This window comes from Stutzerimonas sp. CXK-1, assembly GCF_057738225.1.
Genome location: NZ_CM173217.1, coordinates 3,589,879 through 3,606,710, shown reverse-complemented (window position 1 = coordinate 3,606,710; position 16,832 = coordinate 3,589,879). Strand labels below are relative to the sequence as shown.

General features: G+C 66.6%; 14 protein-coding genes. 5 read left to right on the top strand and 9 right to left on the bottom strand.

What is annotated here, in order from left to right:
* The first annotated feature begins 53 nt into the window (after positions 1-53).
* Entirely contained in the window at positions 54-1,268 is a 1,215-nt protein-coding gene (gene serB, locus AC0KXH_RS17240; RefSeq protein ID WP_041108157.1) for a phosphoserine phosphatase SerB, read from the top strand.
* 42 nt (positions 1,269-1,310) lie between these two features.
* Here serB and AC0KXH_RS17235 read toward each other — a convergent pair whose 3' ends face one another.
* The 6 genes from AC0KXH_RS17235 to AC0KXH_RS17210 form a co-directional block, all read right to left on the bottom strand.
* A complete protein-coding gene (locus AC0KXH_RS17235; RefSeq protein ID WP_167650316.1) occupies positions 1,311-2,378 on the bottom strand; it encodes an NAD(P)-dependent alcohol dehydrogenase in 1,068 nt (355 codons plus the stop codon).
* A 97-nt stretch (positions 2,379-2,475) separates the two neighbouring features.
* A complete protein-coding gene (locus tag AC0KXH_RS17230; RefSeq protein ID WP_041108153.1) occupies positions 2,476-4,539 on the bottom strand; it encodes an EAL domain-containing protein in 2,064 nt (687 codons plus the stop codon).
* Positions 4,540-4,600: 61 nt separating this feature from the next.
* Entirely contained in the window at positions 4,601-6,415 is a 1,815-nt protein-coding gene (locus AC0KXH_RS17225) for a molecular chaperone (RefSeq protein ID WP_488223764.1), read from the bottom strand.
* Positions 6,416-6,558: 143 nt separating this feature from the next.
* Complete coding sequence (gene asd / locus AC0KXH_RS17220; RefSeq protein WP_488223763.1) at positions 6,559-7,425, bottom strand: archaetidylserine decarboxylase; 867 nt, start codon at positions 7,423-7,425, stop codon at positions 6,559-6,561.
* An 11-nt stretch (positions 7,426-7,436) separates the two neighbouring features.
* Positions 7,437-8,252, bottom strand: a complete 816-nt coding sequence (locus tag AC0KXH_RS17215; RefSeq protein WP_312763003.1) for a rhodanese-like domain-containing protein — start codon at positions 8,250-8,252, stop codon at positions 7,437-7,439.
* A 46-nt stretch (positions 8,253-8,298) separates the two neighbouring features.
* The gene (locus AC0KXH_RS17210; protein WP_488223762.1) at positions 8,299-9,816 is read right to left on the bottom strand and encodes an HDOD domain-containing protein; all 1,518 of its coding nucleotides are present in this window, start codon (positions 9,814-9,816) and stop codon (positions 8,299-8,301) included.
* A 157-nt stretch (positions 9,817-9,973) separates the two neighbouring features.
* Between AC0KXH_RS17210 and motA the strand changes: the two genes are divergently transcribed.
* Positions 9,974-10,825: a flagellar motor stator protein MotA gene (motA, locus tag AC0KXH_RS17205; protein WP_041108144.1), complete on the top strand. Its 852-nt coding sequence runs from the start codon at positions 9,974-9,976 to the stop codon at positions 10,823-10,825.
* Between the two features lie 9 nt (positions 10,826-10,834).
* Positions 10,835-11,845, top strand: a complete 1,011-nt coding sequence (gene motB / locus AC0KXH_RS17200) for a flagellar motor protein MotB (RefSeq protein WP_488223761.1) — start codon at positions 10,835-10,837, stop codon at positions 11,843-11,845.
* Positions 11,846-11,861: 16 nt separating this feature from the next.
* On the opposite strand, the gene rsgA is transcribed toward motB, so the two are convergent.
* Positions 11,862-12,893, bottom strand: coding sequence for a small ribosomal subunit biogenesis GTPase RsgA (gene rsgA, locus AC0KXH_RS17195; RefSeq protein ID WP_043222180.1), 1,032 nt, complete (start codon positions 12,891-12,893; stop codon positions 11,862-11,864).
* Between the two features lie 117 nt (positions 12,894-13,010).
* On the opposite strand from rsgA, the gene AC0KXH_RS17190 reads away from it, so the two are divergent.
* Together AC0KXH_RS17190 and orn are read left to right on the top strand one after the other, a co-directional pair.
* Entirely contained in the window at positions 13,011-13,817 is an 807-nt protein-coding gene (locus AC0KXH_RS17190; RefSeq protein ID WP_200290670.1) for a class I SAM-dependent methyltransferase, read from the top strand.
* A gap of 28 nt (positions 13,818-13,845) precedes the next feature.
* On the top strand, positions 13,846-14,388 hold the full coding sequence (gene orn, locus AC0KXH_RS17185; protein ID WP_041108136.1) for an oligoribonuclease: 543 nt from the start codon (positions 13,846-13,848) through the stop codon (positions 14,386-14,388).
* Between the two features lie 44 nt (positions 14,389-14,432).
* Here orn and AC0KXH_RS17180 read toward each other — a convergent pair whose 3' ends face one another.
* Both AC0KXH_RS17180 and AC0KXH_RS17175 read right to left on the bottom strand, forming a co-directional pair.
* Positions 14,433-15,074, bottom strand: coding sequence for an oxidoreductase (locus AC0KXH_RS17180; RefSeq protein ID WP_041108134.1), 642 nt, complete (start codon positions 15,072-15,074; stop codon positions 14,433-14,435).
* A gap of 2 nt (positions 15,075-15,076) precedes the next feature.
* Positions 15,077-16,771, bottom strand: coding sequence for a C13 family peptidase (locus AC0KXH_RS17175; RefSeq protein ID WP_488223760.1), 1,695 nt, complete (start codon positions 16,769-16,771; stop codon positions 15,077-15,079).
* Positions 16,772-16,832: the final 61 nt, after the last annotated feature.

Below are 16,832 nucleotides of genomic sequence, written 5' to 3'. Positions count from 1 at the left end.
GGTGCGAGGCCTTGATGTAGAATGCCGGCCTAATTTGCTAGGGGAGCTGCGCCTTGCGCGATATCGTCCTGATCAACATCACCGGCGAGGACCGTCCGGGCCTGACCGCCGCCATCACCGGCGTGCTGGCGCAGGATGGGGTGAACATTCTCGACATCGGCCAGGCCGTGATCCACGACACCCTGTCTTTCGGCATTCTGGTCGAGATTCCCGCCACCGAAGCCGCCTCCGGGGTGCTCAAGGACGTGTTGTTCACCGCCTACAAGCATGACCAGCAGGTGCGCTTCACGCCGGTTGCCGAAGCCGACTACGAGCAGTGGGTCGCCGGTCAGGGCAAGCCGCGGCATATCGTGACGCTGCTGACGCGCAAGGTCACGGCCGAGCAGCTGCACCGTGTCAGCACCATTACCGCCAAGTACGGGTTGAACATCGACCATATCGACCGCCTCTCCGGACGGCGCCCCCTGGGGCTTCCCGACGAGAGCGGCAAGGGCTGCATCGAGTTCTCCGTGCGCGGCGAGCCGGAGGACACCGCGGCGCTGCGCGCCGAATTCCTCAGCGTCGCGCAGGAGCTGAACGTCGACATCGCCTTCCAGCGCGACTCGGTGTATCGACGCAATCGGCGTCTGGCTGTGTTCGACATGGATTCGACGCTGATCGAGGCCGAGGTGATCGACGAGCTGGCCAAGGCCGCCGGCGTCGGCGACAAGGTCTCGGAGATCACCGAGCGCGCGATGCGTGGCGAACTGGACTTTCGTGCCAGCTTCAAGGAGCGCCTGGCGCTGCTCGAAGGGCTGTCCGAAACGGTGCTGGCCGAGATCGGTGCGAGCCTGCGGCTAACCGAAGGCGCCGAGGTGCTGTTCGCCGAACTCAAGCGTCTGGGCTACAAGACCGCGATCCTTTCCGGTGGCTTCAGCTATTTCGCCCGACAGCTGCAGGCGCGGCTCGGTATCGACTACGTGTTCGCCAATGAGCTGCAGATCGAGAACGGAAAGCTTACCGGCGTTGCCGTCGAGCCGATCGTCGATGCCCAGCGCAAGGCCGACCTGCTGCGCGAGTTGGCCGAGCGGGAAGGCTTGTGCCTGGAGCAGACGATCGCTGTCGGCGATGGCGCCAACGACCTGCCGATGCTCGGGCTCGCCGGGCTCGGCGTCGCGTTCCGTGCCAAGCCACTGGTCAAGCAGTCGGCCAAGCAGGCGATTTCCACGCTCGGCCTGGACGGCATTCTCTACCTGCTCGGCTTTCGCGACCGCGAAGGCCTGGAGTGAAGGCCGGGCAGCCCGGCTCCTCGCCGACCGGGCTGTCCGTGTTCAGGGTTTGATCGCGACCTTGAGTACCCCGTCGCGCTGATGGGCGAACAGGTCGTAGGCCTGCTCGATATCGTTCAGCGCATAGTGATGCGTCACCAGCGGGCTGAGGTCGACCCGGCCGGACTCGACCACGTTGATCAGCCGGCGCATCCGCTCCTTGCCGCCGGGGCACAGCGAGGTGACGATCCGATGGTCGCCAAGGCCGGCATGGAACGCGCCCAACGGGATCGTCAGGTCGCTGGAATACACGCCCAGGCTCGACAGGGTGCCGCCCGGCTTGAGCACCCGCAGCGCGCTTTCGAAGGTGCTCTGCAGGCCGAGGGCCTCGATCGAAGCATCCACCCCGCGGCCGCCGGTCAGCTTCATGACCTCGTCCACCACGTCGACGTTGCGGAAGTTCAGGGTGACATCGGCGCCCATCTGGCGGGCGATGTCCAGTCGCGCATCGACGCCGTCGACGGCGATGATGGTGCTCGCACCGCGCAGCTTTGCGCCCGCGGTGGCGCAGAGCCCGATCGGGCCCTGCGCGAAGATCACCACGATGTCGCCGATCCTGATGTTCGCGGCTTCCGCCCCGGCGAAACCGGTGGACATGATGTCCGGACACATCAGCACCTGCTCGTCGCTCAGACCATCCGGCACCGGTGCCAGGTTGGCCTGGGCATCGGGCACAAGCACGTATTCGGCCTGGGTGCCATCGATGGTATTGCCGAAGCGCCAGCCGCCCATCGGCTTGTAGCCGTGGCAGCTGCAGCCGCCGTCCTGCGAGGGCACGCCGTCCTGGCAGGCGTAGGAGGTGAAGCTCGGGCAGATGGCGCCGGCAATGACTCGCTGGCCTTCGCGATAGCCCTGCACGTTGGCGCCGATTTTTTCGATGATGCCCACGGGCTCGTGGCCGATCGTGAGCCCCGGGGCGACGGGATATTCGCCCTTGAGGATGTGCACGTCGGTGCCGCAGATGGTGGTGGTAGTGATGCGCAGCAGCGCATCGTTGGGTCCGATCTCGGGGATCGGCTTGTCCTGCAGTTCGATACGACCCGGCTCGACGAAGACGGCGGCTCTCATCATGACCACGGCGGTTTCCTCCAGAGTGCGGCGAAGCTATGCACACTCTAGTCGAGCCAGATGACGGCTGGCTGATCCCGGTCAACGTTGCCGGAACGGCTCAGCTTTCGTCGGAGGAGAAGTCGTAGTCCATCGACTGGCTCGGGCCCTGCAGATAGTGGCCCTGGATGTAACTGACGCCGGCCTGCCACAGTGTGGCCAGCACGGTGGCGCTCTCGACGAAGGGGACAATGCTCAGGCGCTTCTGCTCGTGCAGTTCGGCCAGCAGCGTCCGGAGCGCTTCCTGGTTTTCCTGGCGGCTGAGGTCCTGGGTATAGGAACCGTCGACCTTGACGTACTCTGCAGCCAGATGCTTCAGCGTGTTGAACGGGTTGAGCGCACAGCCGAAATTGGCGATGGCCAGCTTGCAGCCGAGCTCGGCCAGCCCCTGGTTGAGCGCTTTTGCGGTGCTCAGGTAGGCAATGGCGTCCGGCTCGGAAAGCTCGAATACCAGCGCGTCGGCCGGCAGGCGTGCGGCCTTTAGCACCACGCCGAGCCAAGGCAGTAGTCCGGCGTCCTGCAGGCTGGCACTGGTCAGGTGGAGGAACAGTCGGGTGCGATGGCCCTTGGCCCGATGTTCGGCGAGCAGCTTGATCGAATTGAGGATCACCCAGCGGTCGATCCGCGTGGCCAGGCCGGCTTCGCTGGCGGCCTTGAGGAATTCGGCGGCGGGTACCTCCTGCTGGTGCGGATCGAGCAGGCGCAGGAGTACCTCGTAATGCTCGTGGCTGTCGCCGCGCAGGCTGATGATCGGTTGGAACAACAGGCGGAAGCCATTGGTTTCCAGTGCATGGCGAACCATCGCCAGCAGGTTGCCGCGGCTGGCTTCGGCCGCGAGTTCATCGGCCGGATCGTAGAGCTTCAGCGAATTGCCATTGAGTTCGTCAGCGCAGCGGTGGGCACGTTCGATGGCGTCCTGAGCGCGAGCGGTCTTCTCATCGAGCGCGGCGACGCCGATGCTCAGCGAGGTCTGCACGGTGCGGCCGGAAATTTCGAACAACTGACTCTCGACCCGCGCGAGCAGTTGGCGCAGCAGCGGTTCGGCCTGCTGCGGCGTGCGCTGATCGAGCAGGGCGGTGAACACGTCGTCGGCGAAGCGCGCCAGCTGGGTTTCGGCGCCGAAGTGACGACGCAGCGACTCGGCAAGCTCGCGTAGCAACAGGTCGGCATCGGCCAGGCCGATTTCGGCCTGTAGCGCAGCGAAGCGATCGACACGGATGTAGGCCAGGCTGGCGTCACGACCTTCCTTGACGGCGCGTTCGACCGCGCCGTCGAGCAATTCGAGGAAGTGGTTGCGGTTGTGCAGGCCGGTGACCGGATCCTGGTTGCTGGCCTCGCGCAGTTTCTGCAACTCGGCGCTGTCCTGCTCGGCGCGGATGACTACCTGGATGCAGGGCTCGCCATCGTAGCTGGCCGGCGAAAAGTGCATGCGGGCCTTGAAGGTCTCGCCGCTGAGCTTGGTACCGCTGCAGGTCAGCTCCGCGCTGCCTTCAAGGCTCTGGTAGTTCTTCAGAAAAGTCTTGAACTGGACCTGATCGCAGGAGGTGACCAGGTCGATCATCGGCATGCCTTCCAGCTCTTCGCTATCGTCGTAGCCAAACAGCTCCAGGTAGGCGCGGTTGGCATAGATATGCATGCCGTCGTGGACGTAGGCGATCGCATCTACCGAGCTGTCGAGCAGTAGCTGGCAGCGCTTTTCCGCTTCGCGCAGCGCCAGTTCGGCAGCCCGCCGCGCACGGCGCTCTTCCAGGTTGGCGAGTTCGCGGTTGGCGGCCAGCAACAGCCATTCGTCTTCGCCCTTGGGTAGAGCGTCCTGGGCGCCGATCAGCAGGGCTTCGGTGATCGCCTCGGCATCGTTGCCTTCGGTGAGCTGGACAATCGGAATGTCCTTGGCCTGCCGGCGAATCGCGGCGATCGCTTCACTCGGCTCCAGGCCCTCGCTCTGCGGGGCGCAGATGAGCAGGTCCCAGGTCTGCTGCAGTGCTTCGGCGAGATCGTCGCTGGACGTCAGTCGGTGCACGCGCGTGGCTTGGCCGGCGTTGCGGAACAGGCTGACCAGGCGCTCGGCCTCATTCTGCGAGTCTTCGAGAATCAGCAGGCGGATGGTTTTCTTCTGCAGGGCCATGGCGACAGCTTAAAAGCACACCGAAGCGGTGCGGGGCGGGAAAAAGACGCGAATCGGCAATCTACAGCGACTTCCAGAGCGAGTCAAAATCTGCCTCGGCGCTGCCCTGGGCGGAGCTCCAGGGTGTGATCGAGGTCTCCCGCGCAACGGTCGCATCGCCGATCAGGCGAAATTCGAACTGATTGTAGTTGCCGGTGTGCGCCTGCCGGCTGCCGAGGATCGCCCGGCATTCCTCACCCTCCTGGTTCAGGCTGACCTTGTGCCCTTCCTGAAACGGCAGCAACGGGACGATCAAGGTCGGCGCGCGGGCGATGGCCGAAACTTGCGGGACCAGGAGCGCGCGCAGGTATTCACTGCCCTGATCGAGCTTGCGCAGCAGGCGCACGCCGCAGGGTTGAGCGTTCGGTGCGATGAGTTCGACGCCCATCTGAGTGCCGCCGCCGCGTACCTGGCGTACCCAGCGCACCGTGGCCACCCGCCAGGGGCCATTGGCGTCCTCGCGCAAGCCGAGCAGCTCGCCGGCCTGCAACTGGGCAGGCACCTCGGCCGGCCAGGCCAGGCAGTAGCCGCCGGGGCTCTGGTTGACCAGGTCGACGGCGAAGCACGGGTAGGCGGGCTCGCGTGCGCTGCCGGGTTCCTGTCTGGTTGCCTGGGCCGGCTTGGCCGGCCGCACGAACTCGATGTGGTCGTCGGCCAGGGTAGGTTCGGTTTCCGCATTCTGCGCGTCGAACGCTTTCGCCCAGACGTCCGCAGCGCCGTTGTTGAGCTTGAAGACGGCGCGGCTGGAACTGTCGTGACGCTCTAGCACCTCGTTGAACGGGCGCTCGCCAGCCAGCTGATAGTGCAGGGCGGTCATGCCCAGGCAGGCTTCGAGCCGCCCGCTGCCGGGGCGGCGCTGGAAGCTGCGGTCGGCGACCACGCCCCAGGCGGCGGCAAGATGGCGCAGCAGGTCGTCGCCGAGCGCGCTGCGCCCTGGCAGGCGCGAACCCTGGCGTTGTTCGGCGGGGAGCTGCAGGTGCGCCTCGATCGCCGCGACCAGCTGGCTGGGGTCGAGCCCGAGCATATTCGGCAGGCGGTCGGCGGCGAACAGTGAACGGTAGCGCGGCGGGCCGTCGACCTGCGGCGAAAAGACGAACAGGCTGGCCGGGTGGGTGGCCGGTCGCAGGCAGGTCAGGGACCCCCAGGCCTGTAGTGCAGCGGCCAGCGGCGCGATGTGCTGCTGGCGGATCTGGTTGCAGCGGGCACTACCGAATAGCAGTGTGCTGAGGTAGCACTGTTCAGCGCTGAGTGCCTCACCTTCATGAGCCAGCGCATCGCGTACCGGGGTGTGCTGCAGCCCGTTTTCACTGGCCAGGCGGTAGAGCTGGTGTAGCTCGAGCCAGAGCCCCTCGCTGGCCGGGCTATACAGTTGCGTAGAGCGTACCAGCAGTGCGCCGAGTGCATGCAGGGCGCGCTGCAGCGCGGCGGTGAGCAACTGTGGGCGCTCGATCTGAGGGCGCGAGACGATGCGGCTGACGATCAGTTTGTAGCCCGCCGCCAGGTGGTTCTGCAGCGCCTGGCAGAGGCCGGCGACCTTGCGCGGCCGTTCACTGAGTACGATTGGCTGGTTGAGGTAATGGCGTTCCAGATGGCTGCAGACGAAATGGACATCCGGGCGCAGCAGCTCCAGCAATTGCAGGCGCAGCTCAGAGGACACGCGCAGCTGGTTGAGCTCGGTCAACGCCTGGTAGAGCTGGCGGGCGGTCTCGCCAAGGTTGGCCTTGGGCAGGCCGGCCAGCCAGTCACGCAGCGCGCGCGGGCTCGCCTCGCAGAAGGACAACGTCTCCCGGCTCGGTGTGGGAACACGTAACTGTATATGCAGGCTCTTGCTTTCCAACCGGCAACTCCACGGCGCTGGACGGATGCATCTACCGTCACTCTAACAGCTAAGGCCGGGTATCGCAGGGCGAAGTAATGGCTTTGTGCTGGTAGGCGATGATCGGTGGAGGCCTCGGGTTCCGCGCCGCGGAACCCGAATGGTCACTCGGCGGCTACGGCCTGGCCGAGCGACTCGCCCATGCAGACCGGGCTCAGCGGGCCGAGTTGCTCGGCCCAGCGGACCTGCTCGGGGCCGAACAGCAGGATTACCGTGGAGCCCAACTTGAAGCGGCCCATCTCGGCACCCTTGTCCAGATGGACTGGCGCACGCGCGGCCTCGTCGTAGCGCACTGCCTTCAGCGTACGCTTGGGCGGCGTGACCAAGCCGGCCCAGACCGTCTCGATGCTGGCGACGATCATCGCGCCGACGAGCACCATGGCCATCGGGCCGCGCTCGGTATCGAAGATGCAGACGACCCGTTCGTTGCGTGCGAACAGCTCTGGCACGCCCTGCGCGGTAACCGTGTTGACCGAGAAGATCCGCCCCGGCACGTAGACCATTTCGCGAAGGGTGCCGGCCAGCGGCATGTGCACGCGGTGGTAGTCCTTGGGCGACAGGTAGACGGTGGCGAAATCGCCGCCCATGAAGGGCGCGGCGCGCTCATGGTCGCCGCCGAGCAGTTCGGTGACGCTGTAGTTGTGGCCCTTGGCTTGGAAGATCCGCCCCTGTTCGATGCGCCCGAGCTGGCTGATGGCCCCGTCGCAGGGGTTGAGGATTGCGCCGGGCGTCGGGTCGAGCGGTCGCGCGCCGTCCTTCAGTGCGCGGGTAAAGAACGCATTGAAATGTTCGTAGGCGGTGGGCTCCTCGATCGCGGCCTCACGCATGTCGACCTGGAAGTGGCCGATGAACCACTTGATGAAGGTGTTCTTCACCCAGGGCAGACGGCACTCGGCGAGGCAGCCGGCCAGCCGCGAGATCAGATGGTGCGGCAGCACGTACTGGCTGAGGACGAACAGGCGATCTTTCATTGAGGACCTTTTCATGACTGGATCGGGGTGTCGGGCAGGTTGCCCCATTCGCTCCAGGAGCCGGCATAGCCTTTGACCCGCGGATAACCCAGCGCCTTGGCGATGAGGTAGGTCAGGCCGGAGCGATGGTGCGTCTGGCAGTGGGTGATGATTTCCTTCTCCGGCACGATGCCCAGCGCGTGCAGTTGCTCGGCGATGTCCTGGCGAATGCGTAGCGCACGTGCCGGGTCCATGGCGGCCGTCCATTCGAAATTCACCGCGCCGGGAATGTGTCCGCCTCGGGCGGCCAGCACCTTCTCGCCGCGGTATTCGGCCGGCGAACGGGCGTCCCAGACGACCAGATCCTCGGCGCCCAGACGGCTTTCCAGGTATTCGCGGGTCGCGGTGGGTGCCGGGTCGAGCTGCAGTGCAACCGGACCGCCCACGTCGGCTACGGGCTCGCGCGAAAGCGGCAGCTGTTCGGCCAGCCAGGCATGCAGGCCACCGTTCAGATAGTGGTAGCGAGGATGACCGATGACATCGAGCAGCCAGATGAATCGCCCGGCCCAGCCACCTCCCTCGTCGTCATACACCACATAGACCGCGTCGCGGCGATGGCCAAGGCGACCGAACAGCGCTTCGAGCTGCGCCTTTGGCGGCAGCAGGCCGGGGGCGGGTGGCTGGGCCAGCTGGGTCAGTTTCGGGTCGACGAAATGCGCGCCCGGCACATGGCCCTGCGCGTAACGCGCCGCGCTGGTGAGGTCGATAATGATCAGCTCCGGCGCGTTGATGCGCTGCGCCAGGTCGATGGGCTCGATCACCAGGGGCAGATTGGAAAAGGCAGGCACGATGAGCCTCTGCGGAACGAATGAAGGCGCAGTCTAGCGAAAAACGTCAGGCACTGCGCTTGGCGAAATTGACCATCGCCCGCTCTATGCACTGCACGGTCTTTTCGAATGCCTGCAGCGACAGCTCGCTGATCGGCGCGCCCGCCTGATCGGAGGCCAGGAGCATGGCCGGGCGGCCGGCACCGACCGAGCGCAGCAGCAGATGGCCGCCGGCGAACAGGGCCTTGAGCGAGCCCGGCAGCAGTGCCGAGTAGGTTGCCCGATTGTCCGGCGTGAGGTTCAGCAGCGCAGGCTTTTCCAGCAGTTTGCGCAGCACCTGGCTCTGCTCCGGCACGAGGACCAGGCGGCCGGCCGAATCCGGCAGGCCGACGGTCTGCTGGGCGACCAGCCGCTGCTGACGGCGATCGACGAGCATCACCAGCACGCGCTGCATGCCGAGGCTGTCGAGCGCCGAGCGGACGGCCTGCGTCAACTGCAGGACGTTGGCGAACGGCGAGGGCTCGGCAAGCAGCAGGCGGCACTGTTCGCGCCAGCGAGCCAGCGCTTCGGCACTGGGCGGCGCGGCCGGTTTGTCCTGCTGCCGCTGGAAGCGACTTTCCCAGGGCCAGAGCAGCGCTTGCGCCGGATGCCAGAGATCGGTCGGGCCGATGGCCTGGGCACTGGCGACGGCCTGTTGATGGACCAGCTGCTGCAGCTCGCCCAGCGGTACCTGCAGATAAAGGCCGGCCAGCCGCTGCCAGCGCAGGGCATGGACGTCACCCCAGCTATGGTGGGCTGACAGCGCCAGGCCATTGGCGAGCACGATGGTGTTGGACGGTAGCGTCAACCAGCGTCGCAGGTCCGGGTCGGCATCGAGCATCTGCTGCTGGTGCAGCGGGTGCTCGTTGTCCCGCGCGATATGCAGCGCCTTGACCAGCAGGCGGCGGTTGCCGCCCAGCAGCCGATAGCCCTGAACGATCCATTCCGGCAGGTGCCAGTGGCGGGCGAGCGCCAGGCAAAGTTCCTGCAGGGGCACGCCGAGCAGCTCGATCTCCAGGCGGCGTGCCGGCTCACGACGCACGAGCAGGCGCTGTTCCCACTGTTCGAGCAGCTGCGGATAGGCCGCCACCAGCGTCCACGCCGGTGCCAGAAACAGCAGGCTGCCCCAGTGAATCTCCTGCCACAGCCGCGCCAGGCGCGCGGCGAACAGGCCGTTGGCCTGTTGGCTGGCGTGGCGGCTGATCAGCACCATCTGCCGCAGCGGCCGGGGGATTTCATGCGCCTCGCGGGCCGGGAAGCGCGCCAGCAGTTCCTCGGCGCGTTGCAGGCCGATGCGGCTCAGGGCGCTCTCCAGGCTGTCGACCGGATTGGCTCCGGCGCTGCTGCGATTGGCCTCGCGGATGAAGTTCAGCGCCAGTACCGGGCTGGCGTGAATCTCGTCGGCGATCTGTCGCATCGACAGCTCGCCGTTGCGCAACGCCGCCCGTACCTTGGCATGCGGGCCGGCGAAGGCGGGCAGCTGGACATCGTCGAGAGCCTTGATCCAGGCGGGGATGCTGCGCGGAAGCGAAGTGGGTGTCGTCATGGTGCCAGGCTGGCTTTTTGTCGGGGTGGTCTTTAGTCTGGCGCAAAAGTTCCGATAACCAGAACAATTCTTTGGTAACCCGCGTCGCCGGGGAGCTGCCGGCCTCTGGCGGTTCCGCTGTGCCGCTGCTTCGCAGTCCTTCCGCAATCAGGTTTGTATGGTCAAGATTATCGGCATTCTCGTGGTTCTCGGCAGCGTGTTCGGCGGGTTCCTGCTGTCTGGCGGCAAGCTCGCCGCGCTCATCCACCCCTTCGAGGTCATGATCATCGGCGGCGCCGCGCTCGGCGGTTTCCTGCAGGCCAATCCGGGCAGCACGACGAAGATCGTCTTCCAGAAGTCGCTGAAGATGTTCGGCAATCGCTTCACCCACGCCTTCTACCTGGAAGTGCTGGGGCTGCTCTATGCCGTGCTCAACAAGAGCCGGCGCGAGGGGATGATGGCGATCGAGGCCGACCTCGAGGATCCGGCCGCCAGCGCGGTCTTCTCCAAGTACCCCGGCGTGCTGAAGGACGAGCGGATGACGGCGTTCATCTGCGATTACCTGCGCATCATGTCGTCGGGCAACATGGCGCCGCATGAGCTCGAAGGCCTGTTCGACATGGAGCTGGCCAGCCTCAAGGAGGAACTCGAACACCCCTCGCACGCCGTGAGCAAGGTCGCCGATGGCCTGCCGGCGATGGGTATCGTTGCGGCGGTGCTCGGCATCGTGATCACCATGTCGATCCTCGCCGACGCTACCAACGCCGAGATCGGTGAAAAGGTCGCGACGGCGCTGGTCGGCACCTTTCTCGGCATTCTCGCTTCGTACGGCTTTTTCGGTCCGCTGTCCGGCGCGCTGGAGCATGACGCCAAGGAAGAACTCAACCTGTACGAAGCGATCAAGGCGACGCTGGTCGCCTCGGCCTCCGGCATGCCGCCTTCGCTGGCTGCAGAATTCGGCCGCAAGGTGCTGTTCCAGGCGCATCGCCCGAGCTTCTCCGAGCTCGAGCAGGCCATGCGCGGCAGCTAAGGCCCGGTCATGGACAACAACCAGCCGATAATCGTCAAGCGGGTCAAGAAAACCGCGGGCGGGCACCATGGCGGCGCCTGGAAGATCGCCTTTGCCGACTTCGCCACCGCGATGATGGCGTTCTTTCTGGTGATGTGGCTGATGAGCTCGGCCACGCCGGAGCAGAAACGTGCGATCTCCGGCTATTTCCAGGATCCGATCGGCTTCACCGAGAGCGCCAGCCCGCACGTCATCGATCTGGGCGGCACGCCGACGCCTTCGCCGGACCGCACCCTCAACTCCGAGGTCGAACCGGATGTGAAGCAGGCCAAGGCCGAGGTCGACGCGGAGCAGGCCGAAGGTCTGGCCGAGCAGGTCGAGCGCGAGCGCCTCGAGTTGCTGCTGCAGGAGCTGCAGAACAAGGTCGACGAGAACCCCGAACTCGAGCGCTTCAAGGACCAGATCCTGTTCGAGATCACCCGTGACGGTTTGCGCATCCAGATCATGGATGCCGAGAACCGGCCGATGTTCGAGCTCGGCAGCGCCGAACTGCAGCCCTATTTCGAAGACATCCTGTTGGCGATGGCCGAGACCATTGCCGCCGTGCCGAACAAGATCAGCATCAGCGGGCACACCGACGCCAAGCCGTACTCCGGGCGCAGCGGCATCGGTAACTGGGAGCTGTCGGCCAGCCGTGCCAACGCGGCGCGGCGCGTGCTGGTGGCCGGCGGCTATCCGGACGAGCAGATCGCGCGGGTGGTCGGCTATGCCTCGTCGGCATTGTTCGACCGCAAGGACCCGTTCAACCCGATCAATCGCCGCATCGACATCCTGGTGCTCACGCGCAAGGCGCAGCGCAACATCGAGGGCGAACAGGCCTCCGGTGGCGAGGAGGGGGGGGCGCCGGCACCGGCCGGCCCCGCGCCCGCCGGTGGGGCCGCTGCGCCGCCGGCCGAACCGCTGCAGGCGCCTCAGCTGCGAGAGCGACTGAACATCTTCGAGGACGGCGCGCTGCGCTTCGATCAGCCTCCGGCCGATTGAAGACGTGCCGCGGTGATCAGTATTCCGGCTCCGGCAGGCTGCTGAGGATGTGCCGATAGCTGGCCATGCGTTGCGGCTGGATGCGGCCATCGTCCAGGGCCTTGAGCAGGGCGCAGCCCGGCTCGCGGTCGTGGCGGCAGTCGCGGAAGCGGCAGGTGCCCAGCAGGTCGCGAAACTCGATGAAGCCGGCCTCCACGTCGGCACGGCTGACATGGCCCAGCCCGAACTCGCGGATTCCGGGCGAGTCGATCAGGTCGCCGCCGCCAGGAAAATGGAACAGCCGTGCCGTGGTGGTGGTGTGGGTGCCCTTGCCGGTCTGCTCGGACAGCGCGCCGACGCGTGTATCGACGTCAGGCAGCAGGCTGTTGACCAGTGAGCTCTTGCCCACTCCGGACTGGCCGACAAACACGCTGATGCGTCCGTCCAGGCGCTCGCGCAGTGCGCTCATGCCGGCGCCATCGTGCGCCGACACCTCCAGCAGCGGGTAATCGAGCTGCCGATAGACGCCAAGCAGCGACTCGAGCGCGGCCCGGTTGCCTTCGTCGATCAGGTCGGCCTTGTTCAGCAGCAACAGCGGCGCGATGCCGGCATGCTCGGCGGCGATCAGGTAGCGGTCGATCAGGTTGGCGTGCGGTTCGGGTATCGGCGCGAAGACGACGATGATCTGGTCGACATTGGCCGCCACCGGCTTGAGCTGGCCACGCATGTCCGGGCGGCAGAGTTCGGAGTGCCGGGGCAGCTGCGCGACGATCACCCCGATGCCCTGGTTGCCCGGGCGCCAGACGACGCGGTCGCCGGTGACCAGGGTCGGCAGGTTGGCACGCAGGTGGCAGCGGAACACCTGCCCGGCGTCGTCACCGTCCTGTGCCTCGACTTCCACCTGCACGCCGAAGTGGGCGATCACCAGGCCGACCTGCTCGGCGCCCAGCTCCCCCCCTTCGAGCTCTTCCTGGGCGCGGGATTCGCGGCGGGCCGCACGCGCGGCGCGCTCTTCCTGAATCTTCTCGATACGCCAGCTTTGCCGGCGATTGAGTTGGCGTTTGGCCATCGATGTTGCACTGCGCTTGAGTGGATAAGTGGGCCGGGAGTCTAGCACGCCGGCTTCCGCCTGCCTGTGCAATGGCGACTGGGATAGACTGGCTCGCTCCCCATGCCGAGGTCGCCCATGCTCGCCGGATTGCGCCGTCGTCTGCCCGTGCTCGTCGCCTTGTTCGCCCAGGTCATCGCCGTGGCGATCGTCTGGCTGTTGCTCTACACCCTGGCGCTGGCGTTCGGTCTGCGCCTCGGGGGTATTCCGGCCGCGCTGTTGCAGGGTGCGGTCGCGGCTGCGGTCGGCCAGTGCCTCGGCCTGTCGAAGTGGTGGCTGCCGATCAACCTGGGCTTCGTGCCCGGGCTGCTGCTGGTGCAGGAACAGGCGTTGCCGCCCTCGCTGCTGCTGGCCGGTTTCGGCCTGCTGCTGGCGCTGAACTGGAATGCCATCGGCGAGCGGGTACCGCTGTATCTCACCGGCCGCGCGGCAGAGCAGCGGCTGCTACAGCATCTCGAGCAGCGGCCGGCAGGCTTTACCTTCATTGATCTGGGCTGTGGCCTGGGCGGAACTCTGGCCCGGCTGGCACGCGCCTGCCCCGACGGATGCTTCGTCGGCGTCGAGACCGCGCCGCTGAGCTTTCTTCTCGCCTGGTTGCGCTGCCTGCCGCGGCGCAACTGCCGGGTGCGTCTGCGCAGCCTCTGGCGCGAGGACCTCGGTCGTTACGATGTGGTCTACTGTTTCCTCTCGCCAGCGCCGATGCCGGCGCTCTGGGACAAGGCCCGGCGCGAGATGCGGCGTGATGCGCAGTTGATCAGCAACAGTTTCGCCGTGCCCGGCAAGACGCCCGAAGAGCAGTGGCCGATCGACGATTGGCGGCAATCGAGCCTGCTGCTCTACCGTCCGGCTGCGCACCCGCCTGACGGGCCCCGCGCAACTGGCTAAACTGCGCGCCACAGTCAAGGAGCCCCCCATGCAGAACCCGCAGAACCTGATCTGGATCGACCTCGAGATGACCGGGCTGGACCCGGATACCGACGTGATCATCGAGATGGCCACCATCGTCACCGACAGTCAGCTCAACGTGCTGGCCGAGGGCCCGGTGATCGCCGTGCACCAGAGCGACGAGGTGCTCGCGCGCATGGATGAGTGGAATACCCGCCAGCACGGCGGGTCCGGCCTGACGCAACGCGTTCGTGAGAGCCGCATCGGCACGGCCGAGGCCGAAGAACAGACGCTGGCGTTTCTCGAGCAGTGGGTGCCGAAGGGCAAGTCGCCGATCTGCGGCAACAGCATCTGCCAGGATCGGCGCTTCCTCTACCGGCAGATGCCCCGGCTGGAGGCGTACTTCCATTACCGCAACCTGGACGTCTCGACGCTCAAGGAACTGGCGGCACGCTGGGCGCCGCAGATCATGGAAGGTTTCAAAAAGAGCAGCACGCATCTGGCGCTGGATGACATCCGCGACTCCATCGCCGAGTTGCGCCACTATCGCGAGCACTTCATCAAGGTGTGAGCGAGCCGGCCCGGAGGCGCTGCGCGCCCGGGCCGACACAGCCGCTACTTGCCGAGCCGGCGCAGCTCGTCGGACTCGACGATTCGCACGCCTTCACCATCCTCCAGTGCCAGGCGCCAGAGCGCCCGCGCCAGGCTGCAGGCCTCGATGCCGTGGTATTTGCCCGGCAGCAGCTGTGACAGCGGCGCTGTCAGGCGCTCGCCCAGGCGAGGTTCCAGGCGCTGGCCCAGCAGTTGTGCAGGGCGGGCGATGGTCAGCTGTGGCCAGCCTTGCCCCTCGAGTGCTGCCTCCATCTCGCCTTTGACCCGGCAGTAGAGAAACGAGCTGTCCGCACCGGCGCCCAGTGAGCTGATCACCAGCAGGTGACGTGCACCCAGCTCCCGCGCGCGCTGCGCGAAGGCGATCACCAGGTCGCGGTCGACGGCGCGGAATGCCTCCTCGCTGCCGGCCTGCTTGAGTGTGGTGCCCAGGCAGCAGAAGGCGGTGTCCACCGGACCTTGCAGCCGTGGCAGCAGCTCGGTGAGTTCGCCAACCGGGTTGTCGAGCCGCGGGTGTGCGGCAAGCGGCTTGCGTGACGGCGCCAGGACACGTGCCACAGTGGGCTCGTCGAGCAGGCGATCGAGCAGGTGTTCGCCGGTCAGTCCCGTGGCGCCGGCAAGCAGTACGTGCTGGGGCGTCAACTGCATGGTTATTGCTCCTTGTGGCGATCGGTCATCGATCGGGCCTGGCCGGCCCTTAACGCCAGCCACTGTTCAAGCACCTGCGGTGGTGCCCAGAGTTGCGGCTGCGAAGGTTCATAGTCGTCGGCCGCTTCCCATTCGGCAACCTGGCTTTGCGCCAGTGCGAAGGCCTCGGCAAGATCGTCGGTTTGTTGCAGGGCCTGCTCGAACAGGGCGCGGCCGAAGTAGGTGAAATCGTTCTGCTCCGAGCAGCCGAACGAAACCCGATCGGCACTGGCGGCGGTCATGACCAAGCGCTGCGGGCTTTTCAGTGGCTCGATGAAGCCGCCCGAATAGCAGGCCGAGATCACCACGACGCTGCGCCGCTTGCCCAGCGGCTGCATCAGCTCGGCCAGTTCGTCCGCGCCGAGGTCGCTCAGCGCCAGGCGCGGCTGTGCCAGCACCAGGCGATGATCTGCCGTGCCGTGGCTGGTGAGGTAGATGAACACCAGATCTTCGGGGCCGCTGCGTTCGGCGATCGCACGCAGGGCGCGCGCGAGATTCTCGCGCGTGGCCAGCGGGCGCTCGGCGAGCTGGTCGCGATGATTGACCAGGCTGATCCGGCCGCGCGCGGCAAAACGTTCACCCAGCAGTTGGTCGACATAATCGGCCTCGCGCATGAATACGCTCTGCCGACCATCGCCAGCCAGCGTCAGGGCGTAGAGCTCCGGCGCCGGCGTAGAGGCGGGCAACTGGTCAATGGCGCGCTGCAGCAGGGCGCCCTGTTCGAGCAGGGCGAGTTCCAGCGGGTCCGGCAGGCGCCTACCCTGCTCGTCGCGCACGCGCAGGCCCTTGCGCCAGAGGCCGACCTGCCGGGTCCCGTCGGCCAGGCTCAGCTCGCCGCGCCCGGCGAACCGGCCATGGCTGAACTCGCCGAGATAAACGCTGCCGTCCGGGCGCTCCAGACGTCCGCGGCCGTCGTACTGCCAGGCGCTGAATTCGCCGCTGTAGCGGCTGCCGTCGGCGGCCAGGTGCTCGCCCTGGCCGCTCAACTCGCCATTGACGAAGGTGCCGATCCAGACGTCGCCGGCTTCTTCGTAGCGGCCCTGACCGTGGAACTGGTCATCGGCGAACTCGCCGCTGTAGCGCGCGCCCGAGGCATCGACATAGCTACCGGGCCCGGCGAGCACGCCATCGCGAAACTGCCCGCTGAAGGTACCCTGGGCGTCCTGGCGGGTGCCCAGGCCATGCGGGTGTCCGGCAACGAACTGCCCCTCGTAGCGGCTGCCGTCGGCATATTCGAGCACGCCCTGGCCGTGGTAGAGGTCGGCGTGGAACTCGCCCTGGTAGCTGGCCTCGCCTTGGCGAAACCGCCCCTTGCCCTGCATGTGGCCACGATGGAAGTCCCCTTCGTAGACCCCGCCGCTGGCGAAGCTGAAGCGGCCTTGGCCGTCGAAAAGGCCGTCGTGGAAGGTGCCTTCGTAATGGTCACCGTTGGCGGCCTGCCAGAGGCCCTCGCCATGCCGGCGCCCGTTGCGGAACGGGCCCTGGTAGAAGCTGCCATCGGGATAGTCGATGCGCCCGTCGCCCTGCATCAGGCCGTCGACCAGGGTGCCCCGGTAGCGCCCGCCATCGGGCAGCACGCCATCGGCGGGCAGGATCGGCTCGCCCTCGCCGCAGGCGGCGAGCAGCAGGGTAACGGTGGCAAGCAAGAGATGGCGCATGGCGGGTCCGGACTGCAGGATGCCCTGAGTATGCCGCAAAGCGCAGGACGCGCCAGCGCCA